This window comes from Micromonospora sp. NPDC023814 (genome assembly GCF_040639595.1).
Lineage (GTDB): Bacteria > Actinomycetota > Actinomycetes > Mycobacteriales > Micromonosporaceae > Micromonospora.
On the sequence record NZ_JBFAAF010000013.1, the window covers coordinates 1 to 22529 of the forward strand.

General features: G+C 72.1%; 31 protein-coding genes and 1 pseudogene. 15 read left to right on the forward strand and 17 right to left on the reverse strand.

Going from position 1 to position 22529, the window contains the following annotated elements; all coding sequences use genetic code 11:
* Positions 1 to 254 precede the first annotated feature (254 nt).
* The 3 genes from AB0G14_RS09380 to AB0G14_RS09390 all read left to right on the forward strand — a co-directional run bounded on the left by AB0G14_RS09380 (position 255) and on the right by AB0G14_RS09390 (position 2840).
* Positions 255 to 1004 (forward strand): lysophospholipid acyltransferase family protein, encoded by a 750-nt coding sequence (locus AB0G14_RS09380; RefSeq protein ID WP_357695422.1) that lies wholly within the window; start codon positions 255 to 257, stop codon positions 1002 to 1004.
* A 299-nt stretch (positions 1005 to 1303) separates the two neighbouring features.
* Entirely contained in the window at positions 1304 to 1855 is a 552-nt protein-coding gene (locus AB0G14_RS09385) for an isochorismatase family protein (RefSeq protein WP_357695717.1), read from the forward strand.
* Positions 1856 to 1859: 4 nt separating this feature from the next.
* A complete protein-coding gene (locus tag AB0G14_RS09390; RefSeq protein WP_357695424.1) occupies positions 1860 to 2840 on the forward strand; it encodes a DJ-1/PfpI family protein in 981 nt (326 codons plus the stop codon).
* On the opposite strand, the gene AB0G14_RS09395 is transcribed toward AB0G14_RS09390, so the two are convergent.
* The 5 genes from AB0G14_RS09395 to AB0G14_RS09415 all read right to left on the reverse strand — a co-directional run bounded on the left by AB0G14_RS09395 (position 2722) and on the right by AB0G14_RS09415 (position 5873).
* Positions 2722 to 3447 carry a hypothetical protein gene (locus AB0G14_RS09395; protein WP_357695719.1) on the reverse strand — a complete coding sequence of 242 codons (726 nt, stop codon included), beginning with the start codon at positions 3445 to 3447 and terminating at the stop codon, positions 2722 to 2724. The genes AB0G14_RS09390 and AB0G14_RS09395 overlap by 119 nt on opposite strands.
* Before the next feature lie 412 nt (positions 3448 to 3859).
* Complete coding sequence (locus tag AB0G14_RS09400) at positions 3860 to 4213, reverse strand: hypothetical protein (protein WP_357695425.1); 354 nt, start codon at positions 4211 to 4213, stop codon at positions 3860 to 3862.
* Entirely contained in the window at positions 4213 to 4683 is a 471-nt protein-coding gene (locus AB0G14_RS09405; protein ID WP_357695427.1) for a class I SAM-dependent methyltransferase, read from the reverse strand. Before AB0G14_RS09405 ends, AB0G14_RS09400 begins: the two co-directional genes overlap by 1 nt.
* 57 nt (positions 4684 to 4740) lie before the next feature.
* Positions 4741 to 5625 (reverse strand): septum formation family protein, encoded by an 885-nt coding sequence (locus AB0G14_RS09410; RefSeq protein WP_357695429.1) that lies wholly within the window; start codon positions 5623 to 5625, stop codon positions 4741 to 4743.
* A gap of 74 nt (positions 5626 to 5699) precedes the next feature.
* On the reverse strand, positions 5700 to 5873 hold the full coding sequence (locus AB0G14_RS09415) for a hypothetical protein (protein ID WP_357695431.1): 174 nt from the start codon (positions 5871 to 5873) through the stop codon (positions 5700 to 5702).
* A 32-nt stretch (positions 5874 to 5905) separates the two neighbouring features.
* Here AB0G14_RS09415 and AB0G14_RS09420 point away from each other — a divergent pair, with 32 nt between their 5' ends.
* Positions 5906 to 6508 carry a hypothetical protein gene (locus tag AB0G14_RS09420; protein ID WP_357695433.1) on the forward strand — a complete coding sequence of 201 codons (603 nt, stop codon included), beginning with the start codon at positions 5906 to 5908 and terminating at the stop codon, positions 6506 to 6508.
* 231 nt (positions 6509 to 6739) lie between these two features.
* Positions 6740 to 7249, forward strand: coding sequence for a hypothetical protein (locus AB0G14_RS09425; RefSeq protein WP_357695435.1), 510 nt, complete (start codon positions 6740 to 6742; stop codon positions 7247 to 7249).
* A gap of 226 nt (positions 7250 to 7475) precedes the next feature.
* Here AB0G14_RS09425 and AB0G14_RS09430 read toward each other — a convergent pair whose 3' ends face one another.
* Together AB0G14_RS09430 and AB0G14_RS09435 are read right to left on the reverse strand one after the other, a co-directional pair.
* Positions 7476 to 7694: a winged helix-turn-helix domain-containing protein gene (locus AB0G14_RS09430; RefSeq protein ID WP_357695437.1), complete on the reverse strand. Its 219-nt coding sequence runs from the start codon at positions 7692 to 7694 to the stop codon at positions 7476 to 7478.
* A gap of 236 nt (positions 7695 to 7930) precedes the next feature.
* On the reverse strand, positions 7931 to 8602 hold the full coding sequence (locus tag AB0G14_RS09435; RefSeq protein WP_357695439.1) for an NUDIX hydrolase: 672 nt from the start codon (positions 8600 to 8602) through the stop codon (positions 7931 to 7933).
* A gap of 115 nt (positions 8603 to 8717) precedes the next feature.
* Here AB0G14_RS09435 and AB0G14_RS09440 point away from each other — a divergent pair, with 115 nt between their 5' ends.
* The 7 genes from AB0G14_RS09440 to AB0G14_RS09470 all read left to right on the forward strand — a co-directional run bounded on the left by AB0G14_RS09440 (position 8718) and on the right by AB0G14_RS09470 (position 14697).
* Positions 8718 to 8915 (forward strand): hypothetical protein, encoded by a 198-nt coding sequence (locus tag AB0G14_RS09440; protein ID WP_357695441.1) that lies wholly within the window; start codon positions 8718 to 8720, stop codon positions 8913 to 8915.
* Positions 8912 to 10312: a hypothetical protein gene (locus AB0G14_RS09445; RefSeq protein ID WP_357695443.1), complete on the forward strand. Its 1401-nt coding sequence runs from the start codon at positions 8912 to 8914 to the stop codon at positions 10310 to 10312. The genes AB0G14_RS09440 and AB0G14_RS09445 overlap by 4 nt, the downstream gene beginning before the upstream one ends.
* The gene (locus AB0G14_RS09450; RefSeq protein ID WP_357695445.1) at positions 10312 to 10524 is read left to right on the forward strand and encodes a hypothetical protein; all 213 of its coding nucleotides are present in this window, start codon (positions 10312 to 10314) and stop codon (positions 10522 to 10524) included. The genes AB0G14_RS09445 and AB0G14_RS09450 overlap by 1 nt, the downstream gene beginning before the upstream one ends.
* A 78-nt stretch (positions 10525 to 10602) precedes the next feature.
* Entirely contained in the window at positions 10603 to 10956 is a 354-nt protein-coding gene (locus AB0G14_RS09455) for a hypothetical protein (RefSeq protein ID WP_357695447.1), read from the forward strand.
* On the forward strand, positions 10953 to 11234 hold the full coding sequence (locus AB0G14_RS09460) for a hypothetical protein (protein ID WP_357695449.1): 282 nt from the start codon (positions 10953 to 10955) through the stop codon (positions 11232 to 11234). Before AB0G14_RS09455 ends, AB0G14_RS09460 begins: the two co-directional genes overlap by 4 nt.
* A 140-nt stretch (positions 11235 to 11374) precedes the next feature.
* Positions 11375 to 12646 carry a hypothetical protein gene (locus AB0G14_RS09465; protein WP_357695451.1) on the forward strand — a complete coding sequence of 424 codons (1272 nt, stop codon included), beginning with the start codon at positions 11375 to 11377 and terminating at the stop codon, positions 12644 to 12646.
* A 20-nt stretch (positions 12647 to 12666) separates the two neighbouring features.
* Positions 12667 to 14697: a hypothetical protein gene (locus tag AB0G14_RS09470; protein ID WP_357695453.1), complete on the forward strand. Its 2031-nt coding sequence runs from the start codon at positions 12667 to 12669 to the stop codon at positions 14695 to 14697.
* A 52-nt stretch (positions 14698 to 14749) separates the two neighbouring features.
* On the opposite strand, the gene AB0G14_RS09475 is transcribed toward AB0G14_RS09470, so the two are convergent.
* The gene (locus AB0G14_RS09475) at positions 14750 to 15013 is read right to left on the reverse strand and encodes a hypothetical protein (protein ID WP_357695455.1); all 264 of its coding nucleotides are present in this window, start codon (positions 15011 to 15013) and stop codon (positions 14750 to 14752) included.
* 73 nt (positions 15014 to 15086) lie between these two features.
* On the opposite strand from AB0G14_RS09475, the gene AB0G14_RS09480 reads away from it, so the two are divergent.
* A complete protein-coding gene (locus AB0G14_RS09480) occupies positions 15087 to 15482 on the forward strand; it encodes a hypothetical protein (protein ID WP_357695735.1) in 396 nt (131 codons plus the stop codon).
* A 612-nt stretch (positions 15483 to 16094) separates the two neighbouring features.
* Here AB0G14_RS09480 and AB0G14_RS09485 read toward each other — a convergent pair.
* Positions 16095 to 16367, reverse strand: a pseudogene (locus AB0G14_RS09485) (endonuclease domain-containing protein); the annotation flags it as partial.
* Positions 16295 to 16474 (reverse strand): hypothetical protein, encoded by a 180-nt coding sequence (locus tag AB0G14_RS09490; protein ID WP_357695457.1) that lies wholly within the window; start codon positions 16472 to 16474, stop codon positions 16295 to 16297. The gene AB0G14_RS09490 and the pseudogene AB0G14_RS09485, both read right to left, overlap by 73 nt.
* Before the next feature lie 132 nt (positions 16475 to 16606).
* Here AB0G14_RS09490 and AB0G14_RS09495 point away from each other — a divergent pair, with 132 nt between their 5' ends.
* Positions 16607 to 16828: a hypothetical protein gene (locus tag AB0G14_RS09495; protein ID WP_357695459.1), complete on the forward strand. Its 222-nt coding sequence runs from the start codon at positions 16607 to 16609 to the stop codon at positions 16826 to 16828.
* Positions 16829 to 16992: 164 nt separating this feature from the next.
* Here the strand turns inward: AB0G14_RS09495 and AB0G14_RS09500 are convergent, their stop codons facing one another.
* Positions 16993 to 17244: a hypothetical protein gene (locus AB0G14_RS09500; protein WP_357695461.1), complete on the reverse strand. Its 252-nt coding sequence runs from the start codon at positions 17242 to 17244 to the stop codon at positions 16993 to 16995.
* A 27-nt stretch (positions 17245 to 17271) separates the two neighbouring features.
* On the opposite strand from AB0G14_RS09500, the gene AB0G14_RS09505 reads away from it, so the two are divergent.
* Positions 17272 to 17529, forward strand: a complete 258-nt coding sequence (locus tag AB0G14_RS09505) for a hypothetical protein (RefSeq protein ID WP_357695463.1) — start codon at positions 17272 to 17274, stop codon at positions 17527 to 17529.
* Between the two features lie 15 nt (positions 17530 to 17544).
* Here the strand turns inward: AB0G14_RS09505 and AB0G14_RS09510 are convergent, their stop codons facing one another.
* The 6 genes from AB0G14_RS09510 to AB0G14_RS09535 form a co-directional block, all read right to left on the reverse strand.
* Positions 17545 to 17949, reverse strand: coding sequence for a hypothetical protein (locus AB0G14_RS09510; RefSeq protein WP_357695465.1), 405 nt, complete (start codon positions 17947 to 17949; stop codon positions 17545 to 17547).
* Entirely contained in the window at positions 17928 to 18365 is a 438-nt protein-coding gene (locus tag AB0G14_RS09515) for a hypothetical protein (RefSeq protein ID WP_357695467.1), read from the reverse strand. Before AB0G14_RS09515 ends, AB0G14_RS09510 begins: the two co-directional genes overlap by 22 nt.
* Positions 18365 to 19273, reverse strand: a complete 909-nt coding sequence (locus AB0G14_RS09520) for a hypothetical protein (protein ID WP_357695469.1) — start codon at positions 19271 to 19273, stop codon at positions 18365 to 18367. Before AB0G14_RS09520 ends, AB0G14_RS09515 begins: the two co-directional genes overlap by 1 nt.
* The gene (locus tag AB0G14_RS09525) at positions 19270 to 19482 is read right to left on the reverse strand and encodes a hypothetical protein (protein WP_357695471.1); all 213 of its coding nucleotides are present in this window, start codon (positions 19480 to 19482) and stop codon (positions 19270 to 19272) included. Before AB0G14_RS09525 ends, AB0G14_RS09520 begins: the two co-directional genes overlap by 4 nt.
* An 18-nt stretch (positions 19483 to 19500) precedes the next feature.
* On the reverse strand, positions 19501 to 20955 hold the full coding sequence (locus AB0G14_RS09530) for a hypothetical protein (RefSeq protein ID WP_357695473.1): 1455 nt from the start codon (positions 20953 to 20955) through the stop codon (positions 19501 to 19503).
* A 176-nt stretch (positions 20956 to 21131) separates the two neighbouring features.
* Positions 21132 to 22520, reverse strand: coding sequence for a hypothetical protein (locus tag AB0G14_RS09535; protein ID WP_357695475.1), 1389 nt, complete (start codon positions 22518 to 22520; stop codon positions 21132 to 21134).
* Positions 22521 to 22529 lie beyond the last annotated feature (9 nt).

Here is a 22529-nt window from a genome sequence, read left to right on the forward strand (position 1 = left end):
CGAGGAGGAACACGGCCGCGACGGCGAGCGCCACGTTCCTCCTCGTCGTGGCCATTGCCGGGTCCGGCAGCGGTAAGACGGGTGCCGCACGGTCGGCGACGAACGGCACCGCCGGAACCCCGTCCTGGCGCCCCCTGGGCCGCCGCCCCGCCGGCCGGCCGTACCGTGGCCGGCGGCGGCGCCGGCTCGGTGACCCACGCGCCACCGGTCGGCGGGCTGGCGTGCGGCTCAGGTCGGCAGGGTAAGTTCGCGCAATGCCGGAACTCGTGTACCCGCCCGTGATCGCCGCCGCCAAGACGATGTTCCGGGTCCTGGACCTGAAGATCACCATCGAGGGCGACCACCACGTCCCGCGTACCGGCGGGGCGGTCATGGCCAGCAACCACGTCAGCTACCTGGACTTCATCTTCTGTGGGCTGGGCGCGCACCCGTCGAGGCGGCTGGTGCGGTTCATGGCCAAGAAGTCGGTGTTCACGCACAAGGTGTCCGGCCCGCTGATGCGCGGCATGCGGCACATCCCGGTGGACCGGCGGGCGGGCGCCGGGTCGTACGCGACGGCGGTCAGCGCGCTCAGGCGCGGCGAGGTGGTCGGCGTCTTCCCCGAGGCGACGATCAGCCGCTCGTTCACGGTCAAGGCACTCAAGAGCGGGACCACCCGGATGGCGGCCGAGGCCGGCGTGCCGGTGCTGCCGGTGGCGCTCTGGGGCACCCAGCGGCTCTGGACCAAGGGCCGGCCGCGCACCCTGACCCGCCGGCACACCCCGATCACCATCCTGGTGGGCGAGCCGATGGACCCGGCCGCCTACCCGGACGCCAACGCGATGACCGTCGACCTGAAGACGCGGCTGAGCGCGCTGGTCGACCGGGCCCAGCGGGAGTACCCGGACCAGCCCGCCGGCCCCGACGACACCTGGTGGCTCCCGGCACACCTGGGCGGCACCGCCCCCACCCTGGAGGAGGCCGCCGCCCTCGACGCCCCCGCCCGCCGCCCCGCCACCCCCTGACCCACCACATCCCCTGCCCCTGCCCCCGCCCCCGCCCTCCGCGATCTTGCACTTCCGGCCCCGACATGTCGGGCAAAAGGCGCGAAGCGGGGGCCGAAAGTGCAAGATCGCCGCGTGGAGGGACGCGGGGGGCGTGGGGGTGGGGTGGGGCGTGGGGGCGGGGACGGGGGTGGCTGGATCGGTCCGGGGTGGGGCGGGATGGTGTCTGACGTGTCGGCGTCCTTCCGGTCAGGATTCACCGTATGAGCAGAGCAGCACTCGTCGTCATCGACGTCCAGTAGTCCTTCCGGCAGCGCCCGATCTGGGCGTACGCCTCGAACCCCGACATCGTCGCCCAGGTCGGCCGGCTGGTCGACGCGGCCCGCGAGCGCGGTGACCTGGTCGTCTGGGTCCTGCACGCCGAGCCGGGCAGCGGCGGCGTCTTCGACCCGGCCGGCGGGCACGTGCGGCTGATCGAGGGCCTGTCGGCGGCCCCGGGGGAGCCGACGCTGGTGAAGACGTCGCACAACGCGTTCACCACCACCAACCTCCAGCAGACCCGGACGATGGCGGGCGTCCGCGAGATCACCGTCTGCGGGATCCGCACGGAGCAGTGCGTCGAGACCACCGTCCGGGTCGGCTGCGACCTCGGCTACGAGGTGACCTTCGTGACGGACGCGACGGTCACCTTCCCGACCCCGCACCGGGACCTGCCGGCCACCGCCACGCTGGAGGAGGTCCTCGCCGACCCGCGCACCCTGTCGAACGAGGACATGATCGCCCGCACCGAGTACGCCCTCGCGGGCCGTTTCGCCACCGTCCGCACCGTCGCCGAGGTGACCGGCGCGGTCCCGGCCGGCGTACGGGGTTGAGCCGATGGCCCGGGTCGTCTTCCTGCTCGTCCCGCAAGTGCACCTGCTGGACCTCGCCGGGCCGGCCCAGGTCTTCTCCACCGCCGCCGACCTCGGGCACGACTACCGCCTGCACTACGTCGCCGACCGGGAGGTCGTGCCGACCGTGCAGGGCGTACCGCTGGTGGCCGGGCTGAAGTGGCCCGAGCTGACCCGCGACGACCTGGTGGTCGTGCCCGGGTGGCGGCCCCGCGCGCACGGGCCGCAGGGGCCGGTCGGGCCGGACGACCTGCGGCGGCTGGCCGACCACCACGCCGCGGGCGGCACCGTCGCCAGCGTCTGCGCCGGGGCGTACGCCCTCGGCCGGGCCGGCCTGCTCGACGGCCGCCGCTGCACCACCCACCACGAGGTGCAGGACGAACTGGCCCGGCGGTTCCCGGCGGCGCGGGTGGTGCGCGACGTGCTCTACGTGGTCGACGACCGCGTGGTCACCTCGGCCGGCATCGCCAGCGGCATCGACGTGGCGCTGCACCTCGTGGCCACCCGGCACGGCCCGGCGGCGGCGGCCCGGATCGCCCGCACGCTCGTCGTCCACTCCCGGCGCAACGGCCACGAGCAGCAGGCCAGCGCCATGATGCGGCACCGGTCGCACCCGTCCGACGCGGTGCACCGGGTGCAGGACCTGATCGACCACCACTTCGCCGAGCCGCTGCCGCTGGCCGACCTGGCCGCCGCGGGCGGGGTGGCCGAGCGGACGCTGACCCGGCTCTTCCGGCAGGCCACCGGGCTGACCCCGCTCGGCTACCAGCAGACCCTGCGGGTGGAGCGCGCCGAGCACCTGATCGGGCACGGCGCCACCGTGGAGGCGGCCGCCCGCACGGTCGGCTTCACCGATGCCCGGATGCTGCGCCGGCTGCGGGCCCGTGCCACCCGCGGTCGAAGCGTCCCCGCTGGTAGTAGTCGTCCCGGGAGCGGAACTCCACCGGCAGCGACCCCGGCAGGGTGATCCGGGCGACGCCGGCGGACAACCCGCCCCCGGCCCGCACCGCCAGCACGTCCCGCTCGGGCGGCGAGAGGTCCACCAGCTCGGGGTGGGCCAGCCGGAACGCGGCCACCGCCCGGCGCACCCGGCGGGCCAGCCCGGCGACCTCCTCGGCGGGGCCGGCGAAGCCGAGCGCGGGCTGCTGGATGGTGCGCAGCGCGTCGCAGACCACCAGCAGCCGGGCCTGCTCGTCCGACCCGGGCGGCAGCAGCTCCAGCCGGGACGGCCACTGCCAGCGGATCTGGCCACTGACCAGTCCCGGCAGCCGGACGACCCGGCGGTGCCGGGCGCCGGCGCCCGCCCCGTCGGCCAGGGCGAGCCGCGGCCCGTCCCCGACGTACGCGATCCGCCGGTCGGTGACGGTCACCGCCACCGGCGCGGGCAGCGCCCACCGCCGCCGCGCCTCCGTGGGGCCGAGCAGGTGCCCCGAGGCGTGCAGCCGGTGCCGGGAGAGCACCCGCTCGCCCGCCTCCGGGACCAGCTCGTGCCGCCGGTCCAGCACGGGAGCGACGTCGTCGGTCCCGCCGAAGCGGTGCGGGGCGATGAAGAAGGGGGACGCGTCATCGTGCATCGTCATGACCTCCCCTGCAGACGGGCATCTCACCACGAGCGTCGCCGACCCCGCACCAGCTGTCATGACGCCCGCCGCACGTCAGGCGCAGCAGCGCCGGCAGCCTGGTGAAGATGACGGTGAACGCGCCGCCGGCCGGGGTGTCCAGCGTGGTCGGCGACGTGCTCGGAACGGCAACGGCCGGCATCGGGGAGAGGCGTCCTTCTGCGACAACGACCCGATCCGGGTCCGCGCGGCGGAGATCGAAGCCGGAGAATAACACGAGGATCGCCCAGATATCACCCTCGGTGCGCGTCGCGTCGCCGGTCCGTCAACCAGTCGTCCTCCGTCAGCCGGCGTCGGGCTCCGCGGCTGTCGGCAACCTGCGTCACCGCCGGGCCGGTCGGCTCCGAGCCGTGCTCGCCGCCGCCCCTCAGCCGCCGGCCCGGTCGGCTCCGCGTCGCGCCGCCGCCAGCAGGTGCCCGCTGGCGCCGATCACCTCCGGATCGCGCTCGAAGAGCGTCGCGCAGCGCAACACCTCCGCGAACAGCGGCCCGTCGGACTCCGGCCCGCCCGTTACCGCCAGCAGCGGCCACAGCGGACCCTCGACGCCGTACAGGTCTGGCCGGGGGAGTCCGGCCGTCTCGAACTCGTCGACCACCTCGTCCGGCCGGTGGAAGTAGGCGGTGGTGAAGCCGCTGCCCGCGTCGTTGGCGCCGGTCGCGTAAGTGCGCAGCAGGGCGGGACGGGTGTGGTCGTCCACCCGCCCCTGCCGGGTGAGATCCATCAGCGATGCCTGCCGGCTGATCGTCGCCGTGACCACCAGGCCGCCGGGCCGGTCAGGCGGGCCGCCTCGCGCAGTGCGGCGACCCGGTCCGCGCGACCGGTCAGGTGGTAGAGCGGCCCGAGCAGCAGGGTCACGTCGGCGCAGCCGTCGGCGAGCGGCAGCCGCCGCGCGTCGCCGACCGTGGCGCTCACCCCGGGGTGCGCGCGCCGGGCCGCCGCCGCGTGCACGGGGACCAGGTCGACCAGGTGCACCCGGTGACCGGAGGCCGCCAGCCACCCCGCGTACGCGCCGGGGCCGCCGCCGACGTCCAGCACCGTCGCCGGTGCCGGCGGCAGCAGCCGGGTCAGGACCTGGCGGGTGCGCAGCCCCTCCAGCCGCCCCAGCGGGGTGCGCTCCAGCCGGTCCGCCTCCACGAAGACGTCGGTGTAGTAGCGCACGATGTCCGGCTCCGCCGGTCGGGACCCCGCCATCCTTCGATGCTGGCCACGAGCCGGCAGTGCTGTCACGTCAATTTGTCGGCCGGGCGCTCAGTTGACCGGCAGGGCCCTGGTGCCACCGCCGGCGATCGACCGGGTCAGCTTCCGTCCACCCGACCAGAACCAGCAGCGCACCCCCCGGTCACCACGTGCCCACGCCTCCTCCGACGGGAACCGGTACGAGGTGCCGGTGCGGTAGCGGAGCATGCCGTCGACCGGCACCTTCGCGTATCGGGCGATGACCGTCCGGCACTTCGCGTGGATCGCGTCCTCGTCCTTCGTCGCGTCGTCGTACCGGCCGTCCGGGGCGGTCCAGATGCCCGCGTACTCGAACCGGTGCGGCTTCGAGCACGCGACCGCCCGCATGCGCCCCCAGTCGTCCTCCTCCCCGCAGCCGTACGCCAGTGGGTTGGGCACCTTCAGCACGCCCCGGAGGCTGCCCGACCGGTTGGCGGTGCCGTCGTAGCCGTCGTTCATCGCGGGCACTTCGAACAGGTCGCAGCGGTACCACCGGCTGCCGCCCGACCAGCCGGGCGGCGAGGCGGGGGCTACCTGCACCGACAACCGTGCGCCGCGCCACTCGCCGCCGACGAACGTCTTCGCCCTAGCGTCGCAGTCGGCGAACGCGACGCGCATCGCCGCCGACCCGACGCGGGGCGGGATCGGGCGCGCGGCGATCTCACCGGTGAACGTGCCGATGTGGAACGTCTCGACGAGATGGGGCTTCGCGCAGTCGACTGGCTGATGGCTGGTCAGATAGGCGGTCGCCTCGGCGATCACGTGGCACTCGCCTGCCTGCGGCACGAACTGGCGGGCCTCGGCGACCGGCCGCCAGTCGTCGGTCAGGTCGCCGTCGGTGCCCGCCGGTGTGCCGCACCCGCTCAGCACCCCCGCGACCAGCGCGGCCGAAAACGTGACGCCCAGCCAGCGTCGCATGTCGCCCTCCCCGTGCCCCGTGACAGCCGGCGCAGCATATGGCACCGGCCGGCGGGAGCGCGCGCCCGCCGGGTTCAGCCCGGTCGCAGGTTCAGGTCGCGCAGCAGCGTGACCTCGACGAGGTGGTGGACGGCCTCCCGGTCGACGTGCCGCACGAGCGCCGCCAGCTCCCGGTTCGCGAACGGCACGGGCCAGTCGGCGGGCGCAGGCGTCGCACCGTCCCATTTCGACCCCGGTGCTACCTTCACGCCATCGCCGCCTCACCAGCCAGGAGCCGACCGTGAAGAGGTACGTGGGCCTGTTCGGCGTCATCGTGGCGGCGGCGGGCCTCGCCGTCATCGGCACCCTCGGCGGCGCGTACCTGGCCGACCGCACCGCGACCCGGCAGTCCGACCCCACCGCCGCCGTCACCGGCAGCACCGGCCGTCCGTCGACCGGATCCGGGAACGTCGACCCCGGCCGGTCGGCGTCGTCGGGCCCGTCCGCGTCGCCCAGCCAGGCGCAGCCCACGCCCCGGACGTACCGGCTCGACCGGCCGATCTACGAACAGGCGTCGCTGGGCGTCACGCTGGTCAGCGCCGAGACCAGCGGCGGAAAGCTGCGGCTGAACATCAGGTACCGCAACGACTCGCGGGTCGCGTGGCCGGTGAGCTGCCCGACCGTTGACGTCGACCTGGTCTCCTCACACCTCACCCTGTCTGACGGTCGGACCGTACGTCCCGAGCGGACCTGGTGCGCCACGACGCGGGCCGGTCAGTCCTTCAGCATCGGGCCGGGCGAGCAGATCAACAGCTGGGCCGTCTACCCGGTGGTCCCGGAGGCCGCGTCGTCCTTCGAGCTGAGCTGGTACGACTTCCCCACCCTCGACGTCCGGCTCGGGTGACCGCCCCGACGCCGCGGCCACGTGTCGTAGTCGTCGCCTGCGCGGCGCCACATGACGTCGCCCTCAAGCCTGGCCGACGTCGGCGCCGGAACGGCGTGAACCCAGGCGGGTCGAGGTTGCGCGATCCACGTTGGGACCACGACCTCTTCGTACTTGCGAACCGGGCTCGGCCGGGGGACAGTGCCAGCCGGGGCTTCCCGGGAGCCGGCGGTGTGACATGGAGCCTGACGGATGTGCGTGGTGGACGCAGCGGCCAAGGAGGCGGCTGTCGGCCGGTTCCTTCAACAGTATCCGCAGGTAAGTGCCGCTGAGGGCGACCATCCCGGGCTGCGGGGGTGTGCCGAGGTCCTCTGGTCCGCGATCCCTGGATGCCCCGCCGGCATCCCGTCACTGTTTTACGGGCTGCTCGATCAGGTTGCCGCTCCCGAGGCCGCGCGCGTGCTCACCAACGTCCTGATGGACGGCGTTTTTCATCTGAGCGCGGCAATGCCCGCAGCGTTGCCGTTCCTGCTCCGCCTCGCGGCCGACCCGGACGTGCCGGTGCGCACCGAGCTGCTCGACCTCGTGATGATCACCGTGGAGCTGTCCCAGCCGGTCGACGGGGACGACGAGCGTGCGGTGCTGCTGCTCGGCAGCGACAGCGATCACCCCGAACGCGAACGGTGCAGGAGGGTGCTTTCCGACCATGCCTCGCTGCTGCGCATGCTGCCCGACGGCACCCTGACCCAGGCGAGCCGGTGAACCCTGTCGACGGATCATTTCTTCAGGTGTTGTGTGAACGGCGACAGGAGCCTCTCGTCGAGATCGCCCGGCGAGAGGGCATGCGGCGATGGTGGTGCGCCCGGCAGGATTCGAACCTGCGGCCTTGGGATTAGAAGAACTCCCGCCCTTAGCGCTGTAGCGACGTGCGTAAACGCAGGTCGCTGAAGAACGAGAGTCTGCGAATACTCTGCTCCCTGCTACAGCGCTAATCCTCGGCGACGTAGACGCCGCTACCAGCTCTCCCCACGGTAAGCCCGCGCTCCCGGGTCAGCTCCAGGGCACGCTGGATCGTCGACACGCTGACCGAGTACAACTCGGCCAACTCCCGCAGCGACGGCAGCTTGCTGCCCGGCTTGTGTTCCCCGCTGCGGATACGGGCGGTCAGGTCGTCCGCGATCTGGCGCGACGACATGGGTATGGGCATGGCGAGTCCCCCTGGCTGGCTCGCCGATGAGATCACGACCACCGCAGAGACCTCAAGCAGTGATTGACCTATGGCCACACTGTGACCTAGGTTGACCTGCGGGTACTCCGTCCCTGGCTGGCGCCGGGTCGCGACACCCAGGACCGGGAGGCCCCGAGCCTCCCGGTCCCTCTGTCTCTCGACACGAAAACAGCGGCCACCCCCGACGAAGGGGGTGGCCGCTGTGCGTTAGGGAGTCAGGCTCCCAGCTCGCGCTGAAGGTGAGCCAGCACCGGCTCGAACAGGCCAGGCAGCAGCTCCTCCGCCTCGCTGAGGCTCGCCCACTTCACCTCCGCCAGCTCGTCCTCGTCGCCCACGAACACGTCGAGCTTGCCGGTGGGCCGGCACGCGAGGTAGATCATGGTGCGGCCGGTCTTGGGGTGAACTCGCCGGCCGATCTCCCGCTCCGCAGCGCGCACCAGCAGGCCCGTCTCCTCCTTGACCTCGCGGACGGCCGCGTCGGCGGGTGACTCCCCGGGCTCGATCTCGCCGGCGATGAACGTCCACGGGGGCTTGCCGTCGTTGCGTCGGCCGATGAGCACGCCCAGGTCGCTGGTGACGATGCTGGCCACAACGGGGCTGGGCTCGGGCTTCGTGGATTCCTCGGGCACGTGGAGTCCTCTCTGGCTGTCGGCTTGCTTCCGTGTCTGGAGGTACCCCCTGATGCCCGAGGCGCTGATGCGCCGATGGCGCCCGCGGGTGAGGTAGGAGTCGAGCTTGCCTGCGGCGATGAGGTCATCCACCTCCCGCCGGATGGTCGACTCGCTGTCGGAGAAGCCTTCCGCGCGGAAGTTGGCGATGACTTCGCCGAGCGTGAGCCACCTGCCGTCGCCTACCACCAGACCTCCCAGACCTGTCGAGTTGACCAAGTCTCGCAGACTGCGACGCGCTCGGGCGACGGATGGAGGGGTGGAATCGGCCGTCGTCATGTTTGAAGTCTGGCAGACCTTTCAAAACTGTCAAGCCTGTGCCATGCTGGCCGGCATGGAGTACCGAGCTGACCTCTACGCCGCCGGCGCCGCGTTCGACCACACCGAGCGGTACATCGCCCGCAACGAGACCGAGGCGATCGACGCCGCGCGGCAGATGGTGGTCGCGCACGGCCTCGACTACGCCGAGGTGTACACCTCCGACGGCCAGGGCGGCGTCACGCACATCGCGATGGTGGGAGCCGAGCGATGAACGACCTCATCCCCGCCGAGGTGCTCCGCTTCGTCGACGCCTACGCCCAGCACGTCGCCGTCGGCGCCGGAGCGGCCGGCGCGCTCGTCGCGATCTACACCATCCGCCGGTTCACCAAGAAGCACGAGCACGACGACGTCGCCGCGAACCTCGGCGTGGCGCTCATGGGCGTGGTCACCACCGAGGGCATGTGGGACGTCGTCTACAACCAGCTCCGCGTCCCCGCCTGGCTGACCGTCCTGATGTTCGCTGCGTTCGACGTGGTCATCTACTCGCAGGGCCGCCAGGCCATCCGGAAGCTGAAGACCAACCCGAAGGCGCGGGTCGGCACTTACCTGGCGATCATCTGGGCGCTGTCTGTCGCCGCCTCGCTGACCGTTTCCACCGCCGGCGGGAACGTCACCACCCAGCTCTTCCGGTTCTTCTCGCCGATGGTGGCCGCCGCGCTCTGGACCCAGAAGGTGCTGGAGCTGCGCAACGGCAAGGCCGAGCGGCAGGAGTCCAACTGGATCTGGACCCCCACCCGGATTCTGGTGGAAAAGGGCTGGATGAAGCCCGGTGCCGCCGACGACCTCAGCGAGGTGTTCCGCAAGCGCCGCATCGCCGCCCTTGTCGACGCCGGTCTGGAGTTGCGTGCCCAGCAGGAGGCGGCGAAGGGCCGTCCCACCGAGCAGGCCAAGTCGTCGCGGTGGCGCAAGCAGGAGGACCCGTTGGTCGCCGCGCAGCGGAAGGTGCAGCGGTTGACGAAGGCCGCCAGTCGTGAGGACGTGGCCGCAGCGCGGGAGCAACTGCTGCTGACTCTCAACGTCGAGAGGGAGCTGTTCCGCGCCGACGACGAGTTGGACGAGCGAGGGCGGCAGGCCCTCGACGACGTCCGGCTCATCATGCGCCAGGCCACCACGAAGCTCCGCGCGGAGCACGCCCAGGCGTTCGGATCGGCCCAACGCGGTGGCCCAGATTCGGCCCAGGTTTGGTCCAACGGTCTGGTCCGGATGCCGGCCCAACTCGCCGCCCAGATCCGGCCCAACGACCGGCCCAACCCGGTGGCCCAGGTCCGGCCCAGCCTGGGGGCTGCGGAACGGCCCAACGCGCGTCCCAATTCCGACGCGGCGGCCCAGCCCGTGACCAGGGTTTCTGTGCCTGCTGAGCGGGCCGCTACGACGCGGGCAACGACGGTCCGGGTGGACCGCGCGAAGCCCGTCAGCCCGGCCGGCGGGGGCGAGATTCCGCCCCGAATCCGCGACATGGTTCGCGACTTGAAGCGCACCTACAGGGGCGACATCCCGTCCCGGACCGAGGTGATGAAGCGCCTGGGCTGGACGTCCAAGGGGGACGCCAGCACCGCCATCAAGTTGGTCCGCGACGAGCGGGCCGCGAAGACCACGAAGGAGAGCTGATGTTCGGCAGGAAGCCCGCTCCTGGGCGCGTCCGGAAGAACCACGTGCTCCGGCTCATCAACCTCGGCATGGCCGAGACCGACGCCGCCGACCGCGACATCGACGGCCCGGACTTCGCCCGGGCAAAGGCCCGCTTCGACGAAGCCGTCAACGAGGCGACCCAGGCGGAGATGTCCGCCGCCTTCGACGCCCTCCGCCGAAACGGCTACTGACCCATCCAAGCTGCGGGGTCCGGCCCCACCTCCTACAGCCGGACCGGGCCCCGCCTCCAACAGAAGGAGAGCGCCATCATGACAACCACCGCCTACACCATCACCAGCCAGGTCCCGCAGGACTCGCCCCTGACTGCGCTCGCCGGCCGGACCGTCACCATGCCGGCCGAGACCGTCGACGAGCTGGTCCGCCGTGTCGCGGAGTCTCGCGACGCCGGTGCCGAGCCGGTCATCGTCTACACCCCGCCCAGCCGGTGGCACTACGTCGTCAACGGCGCGTCCGTCACGAGCGGCCCGGCCGCCGTCGTCGCCGTGCTCGCGGACCTGCTCGACTGGCCCGGCATCTTCGACGTCGCCGTGGTCGCGTTCGCCCTGGCCCTCGCGTTGGCCGGCATCGCGCTGGTCATGGAGTACCGGGCGGACCACCGGTGAAGACCCGCCGTCAACGGGCCGCCGCACTCAACGTCCGCGGCAACGTCGCCCTGGTCGCCGCCGTCGCGTTCGGCTGCTACCTCGGCGTCAACTACGCCGGCGCGGGCGGCTGGACCGCGCTGCACACCTGGCTGGCCGCCGCTCTCGCCACCGCTGCGCTCACCGCCCTGACCTGCTACGCCCTCGCCTGGCGGTTCGGCTCACCCCGAGGTGAGTCACCCCGGGTGAGTCACCCCACGGGCACTCCTTCTCTCACCCCCCATGAGGTGCGGAAATGACGACCCAGCCGCAGGTGAGTCACCCCCCGGTGAGTCACCCCGAACCGATCACTCCGAGCCCGCCGGCCACCGCGCCGGAGATGCCTGCCAAGCCGGCTGTGAAGGCCGCTGCGCCGAGATCGGCGGGTCGGTCGTGGCGGATGCCCCCGCCGAAGGTCGTCGTCGCTGCGCTGCTCGTGGTGGTGGCGTTGGAGCTGCTGCTGTGGCAGGTCGCCGGCGTGTTCTGGGGCGTGCTGGTTCACGCCATGCTGGCCGCGCTGGTCCTGGCGATCGTGGCTGGGCTGCTGACGTGGCGCCGCCGGGCCCAGCGGCGGCTGGCGGCTGGCGGCGCGACGACCGGTGCTGCCCGCAGCACCGGTGCTGGCCGGCTTGCCCGGTCGCCGCTGGGTCGCCTGCTCGGCAAGGCGAGCCGGTCCGGTGCCGGCACGGCGGGAGGGAAGCGTGGTGGTCTGCTCGGCCGTCGCCGGGCCGCCGCCAGCGGAGGCGGGGCCGGATCGGGCCGCGGCTTGCTCGGCAAGCTAACCGGCGGAGGACGTCGGTCCGGCTCGGCAGGTCGGCCGACAGCCGGGTCGAGCCGGGCGGGTGGACTGCTGAGCCGTCTTGGCCGCAGCTCAACCGGGCGGAAAGCGGCATCCGCGAGCGGGGGGCCGGCCCGCGGGGGCGCCCCCAGCGCCGGTCGGCGGGGCCGCCTTGCCGGGGCGGCGGGGCGGGTGCGCTCCGCGGCTGGCCGGGTCCGCACCGCCGGCGGAGGGCTGCTCCGGAGCCGAAAGACCGCCGACGCCAGCACCAAGGGGCGCCGCCCTGGGGTGCTCGCCGGATTCATGCGCGGCTTCCGCGAGGGCGCCCAGGGCAAGCCGGCCGCCAGGAAGACCGCACCGGAGCAGCGGAAGCCGTCTCCCACACCGAAGCACACCCCAGGGAAGCAGGACGCGCCGGCCAAGCCGGCACGCGACGAGAAGCCCCAGCAGCCAGACAGGGAGCTGCTGGTGAAGAAGGCAGTAGAGAAGGTGGCCGAGGCCAAACCCGCCCCGGTCGCCCCGCAACGAAGAGGAGTAACCGCCGTGGGCGACATCAACAAGGTTCGACTGGCGGCCGATGAGCTGGCCGCCGCACTCAAGGACTACGACCCCGAGAGCATGCACCAGCTCGTCCGCGAGATGCCGCAGTTCGGGGAGGCGCTCAACGCCGTCTCCCAGGGCTTCCGGCACGTCGCCTCCCGGGCCGAGGCGGAATGGCCGGTCGCTGCCCCCGTCGCCGAGGGCATCCGGTCCATCGCCGACGACCTGAAGGCCGGGGCCGGCACCGCTGAGGAGACCCGCGGCACCATCCGCCGGGAGAACGAGACCGACATCGAGCGGGGCGAGGCCCCCCGGCACGGGTCCATCGAGTCCGAGCGCAAGTGGAACGTCTGAGCAGGTAGGAGGCAGCAGCGATGGACGGTCAGAGGTCGTGGGAGAACGTCGCCAACGGGGTCATCGCCACCGTCGGCCCGCTGGTCGGCGCCGGCCTGTGCTCGGCGTGGGACATCCCGGCGGTGGTGCCCGCGGCCCTGGCCGCCACCGCCGTCGCCGGGGTGGCTGTGCGGGATTGGGCCACCGGTCGCCCGTGGTCCGAGCGGGCGTTCCGGCTCGCCGCCGGTGTGGCCGCCGGGGCGTGGGCAACCTGGTCGAGCATCGGCGGCCCGTGGCAGTTGCCGAACCTCGTCGTCGGCGGGGCAGCCGGCCTGTTCGGGCTTGCTGTCGCCCCGGCGTTCGTTGCCGACGAGCCGGCCCAGATCGGGCAGGCCGGGCAGGCGGTGGCGCCGCAGGTCGTCGAGCCGGCCGGCCGTCGCGCGACGTGGAAGGCGCTCATCGAGCGCATCGCCCGGGTGCAGCCCATCACCATCACCGACGACAGCGACTGGCCCAACCGGGCCGGGTTCACCCTGCACGTTGTGTTCGCGCCCGGCTCCGGCGACTCGTGGACCTCCATCCGCGACGTCGGCGCCCGGCTGGCCGCCGCGGCTCGGCTGCCGAAGGGCTGCGCGATCAGCGTCGAGGAAGGCGACTTGCAGGGCACTGCGGTGGTGCGGGTGCCGACGGTGTACGCGCTGGCCGGCGAACTGCCGCTGCCCGGCGACACGTCGGAGCTGTCGATCTGGGATGACCTGCCGATCGGCGTGAACGAGGACACCACCCCGGCGCTGGTGAACCTGCGGCAGGCGTCCGGCCTGTTCGTGGGCCGTCGGGGCGGCGGGAAGACGAACCTGCTGAAGGTGCTCATCGGCCAGCTTCTGCGCGCCCGCGACTCGGTGGTGTGGGTGGCCGACCTCAACGGCGGCGGCCTGGCGGTGCCGTTCATGCTGCCCTACGCCAAGGGCGAGGTGCAGCAGCCGCCGATCGATTGGGTGGCGGCCACCCCGCAGGAGGTGGTGTTGATGGCTCAGGTCGCGGCGGCCATCGCCAAGGACCGCAAGAGCCGGTACGCCGGCCTCACCGCCGAATCCGGCGGGGATTTGCTGCCGGTGACTCGCGACCTTCCGCAGATCACCATCGTGGTGGACGAGTCCGCCGAGGTCGACGACGACCCGGAGGCGCGCAGCGCCATGGATGCCCTGCTGAAGGTGCAGCGAATCGGCCGGGCCGAGGGCGTCAACGTGCTGTTCTCGGCGCTGCGGGCCACCATCGACACCATCCCGGTGTCGGTACGCAAGCAGTCGTCGCTGAAGCTGTGCGGTCCGGTCGAGGACGACACCGAGCTGGAATACGTGATGCCGGGCGCGCGGGTCCGGTCAGCCGATCTCGTGCACCCGGGCACGTTCTTCTTGCGCCGCGGCGACCAGGGCGCGGCGGTGCGGCAGATCAAGGTGTGGCGGACCCTGCCGGACCGGATCCGCCAGCTCGTCGTGGCAACGGACGGCCGGCACCCGGTGGTCGACCCGGCAGGCCGGGGTATCGGCGGGGAGGTATACGGCGGCCGGCTGGATCGGCTGCGTCCGTGGCTGGCCGCGCTTGCCGGCACGGTGGCGGGTGACGTTCCGGCTGCGCACATCACGCCCTCGGCCCCGGTTGGCACACACAGGGCCGGGGCCGCGCCGACGGCCGTTGAGGTGGAGCCCGAGGCGCCGGCCAGCGCCGCCGACCGGTCGGCGCAGCGGGCCAAGGCTCGGGAGAACCTGCGCCGCTTCACGGCGAGAATGGAGGTGTCGCAGATGCCGAAGGGCCAGCTCGACGACGTGTTCGGCGCCTTGGTCGCGGACCTGCGCCCGTCTGCGGTCGAGCAGGACGGTGAGGGGTGGCGGCCGGAGCTACTGCTCGATCTGGCCCGCGAGGCTGGCGTCGATGGCATCGGCCCGACGGACATGCAGCGCAAGCTCGACGGACGCGGCGTCAAGGTGAGCATGAAGACGATCAACAAGTGGCTGCCGAAGTACGTCGACGAGGGCAAGCTGCGCAAGCTCGACGGCGGCAAGTACGCCATCTGAGCAGCAGAAAGCGGCCCCCACCAGCACGGTGGGGGCCGCTTCGTGTCTGCGGTCAGTAGGTGTCGTCGCCGTCGTGCACCCGGGCGCGGGCGGTCGCGGCGAGCGTGGACGATTGCGCCAGCTCGTCGGCGGCGCGGGAGACCACGGCGAGGATCTCCTCGCGGGTGGCACCGCGGCCGACGGCGACCTCGACGGCGGTGGCGAGCTTGCGGAGGCCCTCGGTGTGGTCGGCCCGGGAGCGCTCGACGCGGGCCGGATCGGCGAGCGCGGCGTCGACGTCGCGCTGCTTGGCGGGCGGGGTGCTCAGCGTCATCACGCGTTCACTGTCGCACATGATGACCGGTCCGTCATGCCCTGCAAGCGTTGCCGCAGGTCGATATGGTGCCCGGATGACCCGCACCCGCCACTACGCCGCCGTCCTGGCGCTGGCCGCCGCCGTGCTGGCCGGCTGCTCCAGCGACCCCGAGCCGGCTGCCGCACCCGCCACGTCTACGCCGGCCCCGACCACCGCCGCAGCGTCACCGTCGCCGAGCGCCAACAACAAGCGGGGCTGCGCCGCCGTCACCAAGCTCGACGGCAAGGACCCCACCGCTTACCGCGATGCTGGCGCGCTCGCTGCCGAGTCGACGGTGGCCGGCATCAAACAGGCCGGCCTCGACCTCATCAACGCCGCGAACGACGCCTCTGCCGACCCAGGTGTCGACGCGAACCTCGCCCTGGATCGGGCTGCGCTGAAGGTGGCGCAGGCGTGCGCGGACGAGTTCGGCGACGGCCCCTGGGACTGAGCACAACGAAAGCGGCCCCGCCACCCTCGAACCGAGGGCAGCGGGGCCGCAGTCTGCGCAGGCTGGGTCAGCGGAGAGGCGCCTCCGGGTTCGCACCCGGCGGCGGGATCTCCACCAGCGACGGGCTGTCCGGCTCACCCGCTGGCGCCGAACGGATCGCTGCGGCGAGCTGACCCCCGAACGCGCAGCGCCCCCGCCGGCCGGAGCCGAGCGGGGGCGCTGCGCGTTCGGGGGAGGGCGGGCAGGTAAGCGTGTTCCTACTCCGGGTTGGGGGGCCGGTCGGGCGGTACGCGCCATCCGCTCCACCACGACGCGTCGAAACCGCCACGACGTCTTCGGGAACACTCCGATTAACTGCCCCTGTGAGGCCCGTCGACGAACCTCCTCCGGCTCGACTCCGAGGATCACGGCAGCTTGGTCTACGTCCACCAGGTCTTGCGCCCTGCCGCTCCTGATCTGGGGATCGCCCCGCGGTCGTGGCCGATCGAGCAGGTTCGGCGGGATGGGACGCAGCCCTGGAACCACATCTGGGATCAACTGGTGGAAGGGGCGAGCGAGGTACGCCATCGTGAGCGGGTCAGTGTCACGCTCGAAGCGCTCTACCGCCGCAATGATGATGTTGCACCGCTGGCAGGTGAGGCCGCGAACGGCGTGTCGACCAATGGCATGGTCGTGTTCGATGCTCGGGCGGGGCATCTGGGAGCCGCACCGATCGCAGCGCCCTTCGGCACGACGGACGAGGGCGGCGAATTCTTGGCAGTTGATCCCGTATCCCCAGTGCAGCGGGCTGTGCCCGAGGCACAAGGCCCGTCTCACTGGGCCGGCGGGCGCGCAGGAAGCTTGGCCCCGGGCTTGCGGAGCCACCAGTCGAGGAACTCGCGGCATAGCTCACCGGCGGAGGTGCCCTCGTCCTTGGCGCGGGCCATGGCGGGCTGCCACGTGTCATCCGGGATGCGGATGCTGCGGTGCTGTGTCTTCGGCGCGTTGGGCATGCTCACAGCCTAGCGGGTGTACGTACGCTGATCCAGTGTGGTGTACGTATATTTTCTGGCCGAAGAGCCTTGCGGGTGTACGTACACCTGCGCTAGACTATGGGCATAGGCAGGCGAGCGAGGGAGACGGACATGGCGGGCTACACCTGGACCAGCAGCACCACCTACTGCGACACCGACACCCACCGCACCAGCCCCACCTGCGCCGACTGCGAGACCCCCGGCCAGTGCGCCGGCTGCCAGCGCACCATCCCCGCCGGCCAGCCGCACCGGATCTGTCGCCAGAACGGCGAGGCCGCCCACCCCGGATGCGAGCAGGCAGCGGCCGACCGGTGGGGCCCCGGCTACTGGTAGCCCCACCCCGGGCCTCCGGGCCCCACCCTCAGGAAACCGCTCACCTCCCCCGCGTCCAGCCTGGAACGGCGAAGCGGCCCCGCCCTCCCGAACCGGGAGAGCGGGGCCGCTAACGTTGTTCGGTACTGGCCGGGACGTCACCGGCGAGCACCGCGCGAATGATCCTACCGGCGGCGGTCCAGCAGCCGGGACACGGTCGCCGGGGAGTACACCCGGCCCCGGGCCAGCGCCGCCACGACCAGCGGAGCAGCCACCGCCACCACGCCGAGGATCGCGGTCTGCTGGTCGTCGGAGATCGGCAGACCGAACGCGATCAGCACGGTGATCACGGCGGTCGCCGCCGCGGTGATGGTGCCGACGGTGAACAGCGGCTCGGACGCCTCGGACGTGGGCGTCGGGGTGGACTCGTTCGTCACGGTGTACCTCCTGGGTACGGTCTGGTCGTGGCTGGGTTTCCGCAGGTCCGTGAATCGGCGTGGCTGTACGCGCCAGACGACGACGTGGTGCCGCTCGCGCACGTGCGGCTGGAGGAACGCATGGACGGCAGTGGCTGGGACCTGTACCTGTCGGATCCGGCGTCCGCGCCCAGCCAGCACGTCCGCTACCCGGATGAGGCGGGCGCCCGTGCCGAGCTGGAGCGCGTGTACGCCGCTGGCCGCGCTGATGGCTGGTGGGACGTCCACCGTCATGGCGGCTACTGAGCCGGTCGTCCTCCGCTACACCGACCGGCCGTTCACCGTGCCCGGCTTCCCCACGAGCCGCCGCAGCGCGCCGATGTCCGGCTCCGGCCGCCACACCTCCGCCGCCACCGAGATCAGCGTGTCCGTCAACCTGGCTGCTGCCTGCTGCGCCATGGCCAGCTGGATCTGGATGGATTCGAGCTGCGTGCGGAGCTGCTTGACGTCCGAGTCGGCCTCGTCCCGGATCCGCTCCGCCCGGTCACGAGACGCCTGGGCTTCCTTGCGGGCGTCCTGCTCGCTGGCCTGCAGCTGCTTCGCCCACTCCAGCAGGGCTGAGTCCCGCTGCGCCCGGCCGGCGACCCGGTTGGTGATGAAGCTGGCGACGACCGCCGCAACTGCCGACAGCCCGGCGGCGAGGATTACTCCAAGGGTGGGGTCCACGTGGGCCGCCCCTTCTCGTTGATCGGCTCAGGCCAGCTCGCGATGATCGCGACGAAGCCCGCGAACGCCAGCCACACCGACGCCTGCACATACCCGCGGTCGACGGCGCCGACCAGCCACCCGCCCAGCGACACCCCGCCCCACAGCACCTTGAGCCCTATGGCGGCGGCGAACGCGGCCTGGTCGTGGGGGCGGAACGCCTGTACCAGGCACAGCAGCCCGACGCTGCCCCACGCCGCGGCCCACGCCCACAGGGGGAGCACCCCGGCGAGGAACCGCAGCGAGTCCCCGCGGCGTGCCTGCTCGGACGGGAACAGCAGCGCTTGGCAGTAGATGAGGTCGAGGACGGCGAAGAAGAGCAGCGCGCTGCCCCGGTGGCCGACGCGCCGCCGCAGGCCGGACGCTGCCCGACGCATCAGCTCTGCGGGGTGGCGCCGGCGAGCTTGGTCAGTTCGGCGGCGAGCGCGGCCGGGTCCTGGCCGGCGGCGACGAGGGCCTGCGCGACCTCCGGCGCCGGCTGCCCGCCGAGCCCGGCGATGATCTCTTCGTCGAGGCCGTCGAGGCGCGCCAGGATCTCCTGCGTCCGGGTGTCCGCGTTGGTGGCCAGGTTGTTCGCCGTCAGCAGGCTCTGCGGGAAGTCCTGGAGGACGATCGCGTGCGCCGTCTTCCCCTCCGCCTCGGCGGGCTTGAACGCCCACGGCAGCCGCGACAGCTCGGCGGCGACCTTCGGGTCCTTCAGGATGGCCAGGAACTCGGCAGGGGTGGTCACAGTGTCCTCCGTCTTCGTGGCCTGGATCAGGCCAATCTCGGTGAGGTACCGCCGGAACAGCGGCACCGGTCCCCGCCCCGCCTTGATGGCGTCGCGGTGGAAGCTGATGTGGGTGTGCCAGCGGTGCGACGAGTCGCCGCTCGTGCGCTTACCAAGCCGGTCCCAGCGGCGCACCACCCGCCCATCGGGGCTGTAGATGACCTCGCGGATGTCGCGGCTGTCGGGGGTGCCGGCCTTGCACTGCGCCACCAGCCACATCGAGAACGATGCCAGGGTGTGCCGCTTCCCCCGGACGCTGATGGAGAAGTCACCGACGTCCAGCGCCGACGCGTCCAGTGTCAGGCCGTTGCGGTCCCGCGCGGACTCGCGCACCGAGTAGTCGTCCGCGTCGAGGCGGTCCCGACCGCAGTGGTAGCCGCCCCGGTGGGCAGGATCCCCGACAATGCCAACCTCCGCCGGGTCCAGGTCCGCCGCCCGGGTGAGGCCCTTGTTGACGTCGAGATGCTCCAGCAGCAGCCGCCGGGCGGCCAGCAGGGACTCCGGGGCAGTCGTCACGACGCACCCGCCGCGGCTGCGCCCTCCAGCGGCACGTCGGACAGCGGACCCCGGTCCCGCAGCAGCTCCGACCAGGTCATGGTGCCGAGCGGAGTGCGGCACTGCGGGCACGGCTGCGCCGTCCACCACTCGTCCCGCACCCGCCACTCGATCCCGTCCTTGTCGAGCACCATGCCCGTGTTCGGCGGGGTGGGCAGCGCGTACGACATTCAATCCTCCATAGGGGGTTAGCGGCGACGGACCGGCAGCGCGCGACGGCGCAGCTCAGCCAACATCCGCGGCATGGTTCGGGCGTACGAGTCCAGCTCCAACGTCGCCGCCGCATCGGACGCGCGGTACTCGGAGCTGACGATGCGGAAGATGGTCACCCCGTCGCGGGTGCTGTTGTTCAGCGCGTCCGGCCTCGGGAGCACACCCCGCACCCGGACCAGGCCGGGCCGGATCTCCCACGGCATGACCATTCGCCCGGCCTGCAAGTCGAGGATCGGGCGGGCGATGCGCAGGCGGCCTGCGTTGGGCGGGTACTGGCGCTCCGCCAGCCACCTATCGCCGGCGCGCTGCGCCGCTGCCAGGCTGCCCACGTCGGTGCCGAGGTCGATGCTGCCGGTGCGGGTCAGGCCCGCCGCATCCAACGCCGGCGCGGTCGCCGTACGCGTCGTGGTCTGGATCCGACCGACCGCGTCCCGCCACCGCACCGTCACCTGGTTGTACAAGCCGTCCGCGCTGCCCTGGCTGTCGTAGCCGTCGAGCACGTCCGCCTCGTACCGCACGGTGGCCGGGACGGGTACGAACTCGAACCGGTACTTCCCGACGCTGTTGCGCTCCCATACCCGCCACGTGTGCCCCGACTCCAACGCCAGCAGGTCATCGAGGACCCGGTCCGGGCTGACCCCGTCCGGGTAGGCGAGCTGATCGATTGGGTGGGTGGTCGTGGCGATCGTCGCCCCGACCCCGTCGTACTGCGTGAGCAGCCGGCCCAGCAGATCCGCCACCACATCCGACGCGAGGACCGTGGCGGTCGAGTAGCCGGTGGTCCGCTCGGTGCCGTCGGCGTTGTGCCGCATCGCCACCACGACGATGTCGGTAAATGACGCCCACGCCAGGTCTGACGGCACCGTGTACGCGCCCCCGGCGTTACGGATGTACCGGAAGTCGAGCATGTTCCGGCCGTTCGCCCAATGCGTTCCCACCACCCGCGTCGCGTACGCGCCGCCTGCGGTGCTGATCGCCGCCGTCCGCGGTATCTCGCCCGCACCGCCGTTGGTCGACGCGATGGACTCGACGAGCATGTTCACGTCGCCGCTGCCGCCGTCCCACGCGTACCCGATCAACGCCAGCTTCTGGCCGGCGCGGGCAACATCGCCGTAGCGGACCTGCACCTTCGACCCGGTGTTGATGGACAAGCCCTGCGGGAACTGCAAGATGAGGGCGTCCTTACCGGAGTTGCCGGGGTCGTCGCCCGTGGAGTTGGTGCCGCCCGGCGTGACGTTCAGGACCCGATCGAACCCGCCGGGGTTCGGCCGGTCGACGTAGATCAGCGGCACGATCCGGTCCCGGGTGTGCGCCTGCCCGCCCATGCCGGTGAGTTCCCACACCTGCCCGTCTGTGCCCGCCGACCGAGCCGGATCCTCCAACCGGCCGTCCCACACCACCAACCCGGTGCGGCCGTCGTATACGGTCATCTGCCCGTAGTAGGCGATCTCATCCGGCTGCACAGTCAGCGGCCGATCCAGCGGCACCGAGCACGACGCGTACCCGCCCGGATCCGTCCAACGGAACGACAGGTCACGGGCATCGGCGGTGACGTGCCGGTCACCACGTGACGTGCGCAAACGGACCGTCAGAGGAATCGGCAGACTCACGACGCCACCGGCCTCACGTACAGGTACCGCGGCCAGTAGTAGGGGGTGATCACGGTCGTCGACGTCAGCCGGTTCGCCGCGTCGCTCTGCAACGCGCCCGTGTCCTGCACGAACACGATCCGGTTGGCCACACCCGGGCTGACCATCGGTGGCGCCCCCACGATCGGAACCTGCTGCGCCGGACGGCGCACCTCACCACCCGAACCCACCGCGTACGCCATCGTCCGTGCCGAATCCAGCACCAGCGCCGTCAGGCCGCTGTCGGCCGGCCACGAGATGAGGCACAGCCGGTCATCTGCGGGCACAAGCAGCAGATGGTCGATGTCCAGGGTGCCCGCGCCGGATGAGCGGCCCACGTACACGTGGAACCCTGGCGACTGCGTGGACAACGTCACACCCGAGTACCCGTCGGTGACCGGGTCCGCGCCGGTCGGGATCTGCACCAACCCCATGTCGACGTAGTCCGCGGCCGTGCCAGGACCCACCGCCGGCACCACCGACTCGGACATCCAGCCGCCGCCGACCGCCTCCAGACGCAGCGTCATTGACTCAGTCGGGTTGGACTGCCGCACCCGCAGGAACGCCCGATAGGTGCCCCGCGCGTCCGGGCCCGCCGCCGGCCAGTTCAGCACGCTGACACGAGGGATCAGGGCTGTGCTCGTCGAGAAGCTGACCCGCACGTAGTTCTGCCCTGAGCCGGACATGGCGGGATCGCCCGCTGCGCCGAGCGCCGCGTCGGTGCCCAGGGCCATGGACTCGGCTTGCGCCACCAGCGGCATCAACGATGGGGTGCCCCGCCGCCGCACCGCGATGATGGACTGCCGGAAGTCGGTGATGGAGCCCTGCTCCAACCTGAGGAACAGCGGCGTCTCCACGTCCCCCTTCGGCGACACCACATCGAAGTAACCGCCGTTGGCAGGCGCCGCCGGGTCGTTGTAGACCGTCACCTGCGGCAGGGCCTCCCTCAGCCCGTACGCGAACGGCTCGGCGGGGATGACCGCCGTGGCCTGCATCAGGAACGGATCCCACGTCACCGAGCCGGGGGCAGCCCGGAACGTGCGGAAGAACACCGGCTCACTCGTAGAGGGCCGGTATTCCAGCAGGTTCGACGGCCGATCCAACTCCCGGTACAGCGTCTGCAACGCCGCCGCCGCCGCGTCCTGGTCCACGCCCACCACCCGCGCAACGAGCGTGATCGCACGGTTTCCGTACGCCGCCGCCGGGTACTGCTCGCCGTCCGTCAGAAGCGTCCCCGCCGTCGCCCGACGCAGCTCCGGCGTCCCAAACTCCGTCGCGCTCTGTACAGCCCACGGCGCAGCCATCAAGTTCAGCCGTACCGCAGGCGTTGCGGAGATGCTGTCGACGAACCGCAGGTCGTAGCTCACGCGCGCCCC

What these genes read in the sequence shown, in the direction of transcription:
- AB0G14_RS09525 (WP_357695471.1), bottom strand. Translation starts at nt 19,482, where the DNA reads ATGTCGTACGCGCTGCCCACCCCGCCGAACACGGGCATGGTGCTCGAC.
- AB0G14_RS09410 (WP_357695429.1), bottom strand. Translation starts at nt 5,625, where the DNA reads ATGCGACGCTGGCTGGGCGTCACGTTTTCGGCCGCGCTGGTCGCGGGG.
- AB0G14_RS09455 (WP_357695447.1), top strand. Translation starts at nt 10,603, where the DNA reads ATGACAACCACCGCCTACACCATCACCAGCCAGGTCCCGCAGGACTCG.
- AB0G14_RS09425 (WP_357695435.1), top strand. Translation starts at nt 6,740, where the DNA reads ATGTGCGTGGTGGACGCAGCGGCCAAGGAGGCGGCTGTCGGCCGGTTC.
- AB0G14_RS09530 (WP_357695473.1), bottom strand. Translation starts at nt 20,955, where the DNA reads ATGACCGTATACGACGGCCGCACCGGGTTGGTGGTGTGGGACGGCCGG.
- AB0G14_RS09440 (WP_357695441.1), top strand. Translation starts at nt 8,718, where the DNA reads ATGGAGTACCGAGCTGACCTCTACGCCGCCGGCGCCGCGTTCGACCAC.
- AB0G14_RS09465 (WP_357695451.1), top strand. Translation starts at nt 11,375, where the DNA reads ATGCCCCCGCCGAAGGTCGTCGTCGCTGCGCTGCTCGTGGTGGTGGCG.
- AB0G14_RS09380 (WP_357695422.1), top strand. Translation starts at nt 255, where the DNA reads ATGCCGGAACTCGTGTACCCGCCCGTGATCGCCGCCGCCAAGACGATG.
- AB0G14_RS09490 (WP_357695457.1), bottom strand. Translation starts at nt 16,474, where the DNA reads ATGCCCAACGCGCCGAAGACACAGCACCGCAGCATCCGCATCCCGGAT.
- AB0G14_RS09405 (WP_357695427.1), bottom strand. Translation starts at nt 4,683, where the DNA reads ATGGCGGGGTCCCGACCGGCGGAGCCGGACATCGTGCGCTACTACACC.
- AB0G14_RS09445 (WP_357695443.1), top strand. Translation starts at nt 8,912, where the DNA reads ATGAACGACCTCATCCCCGCCGAGGTGCTCCGCTTCGTCGACGCCTAC.
- AB0G14_RS09480 (WP_357695735.1), top strand. Translation starts at nt 15,087, where the DNA reads ATGACCCGCACCCGCCACTACGCCGCCGTCCTGGCGCTGGCCGCCGCC.
- AB0G14_RS09450 (WP_357695445.1), top strand. Translation starts at nt 10,312, where the DNA reads ATGTTCGGCAGGAAGCCCGCTCCTGGGCGCGTCCGGAAGAACCACGTG.
- AB0G14_RS09390 (WP_357695424.1), top strand. Translation starts at nt 1,860, where the DNA reads ATGGCCCGGGTCGTCTTCCTGCTCGTCCCGCAAGTGCACCTGCTGGAC.
- AB0G14_RS09515 (WP_357695467.1), bottom strand. Translation starts at nt 18,365, where the DNA reads ATGCGTCGGGCAGCGTCCGGCCTGCGGCGGCGCGTCGGCCACCGGGGC.
- AB0G14_RS09430 (WP_357695437.1), bottom strand. Translation starts at nt 7,694, where the DNA reads ATGCCCATACCCATGTCGTCGCGCCAGATCGCGGACGACCTGACCGCC.
- AB0G14_RS09400 (WP_357695425.1), bottom strand. Translation starts at nt 4,213, where the DNA reads ATGGATCTCACCCGGCAGGGGCGGGTGGACGACCACACCCGTCCCGCC.
- AB0G14_RS09395 (WP_357695719.1), bottom strand. Translation starts at nt 3,447, where the DNA reads ATGCACGATGACGCGTCCCCCTTCTTCATCGCCCCGCACCGCTTCGGC.
- AB0G14_RS09495 (WP_357695459.1), top strand. Translation starts at nt 16,607, where the DNA reads ATGGCGGGCTACACCTGGACCAGCAGCACCACCTACTGCGACACCGAC.
- AB0G14_RS09470 (WP_357695453.1), top strand. Translation starts at nt 12,667, where the DNA reads ATGGACGGTCAGAGGTCGTGGGAGAACGTCGCCAACGGGGTCATCGCC.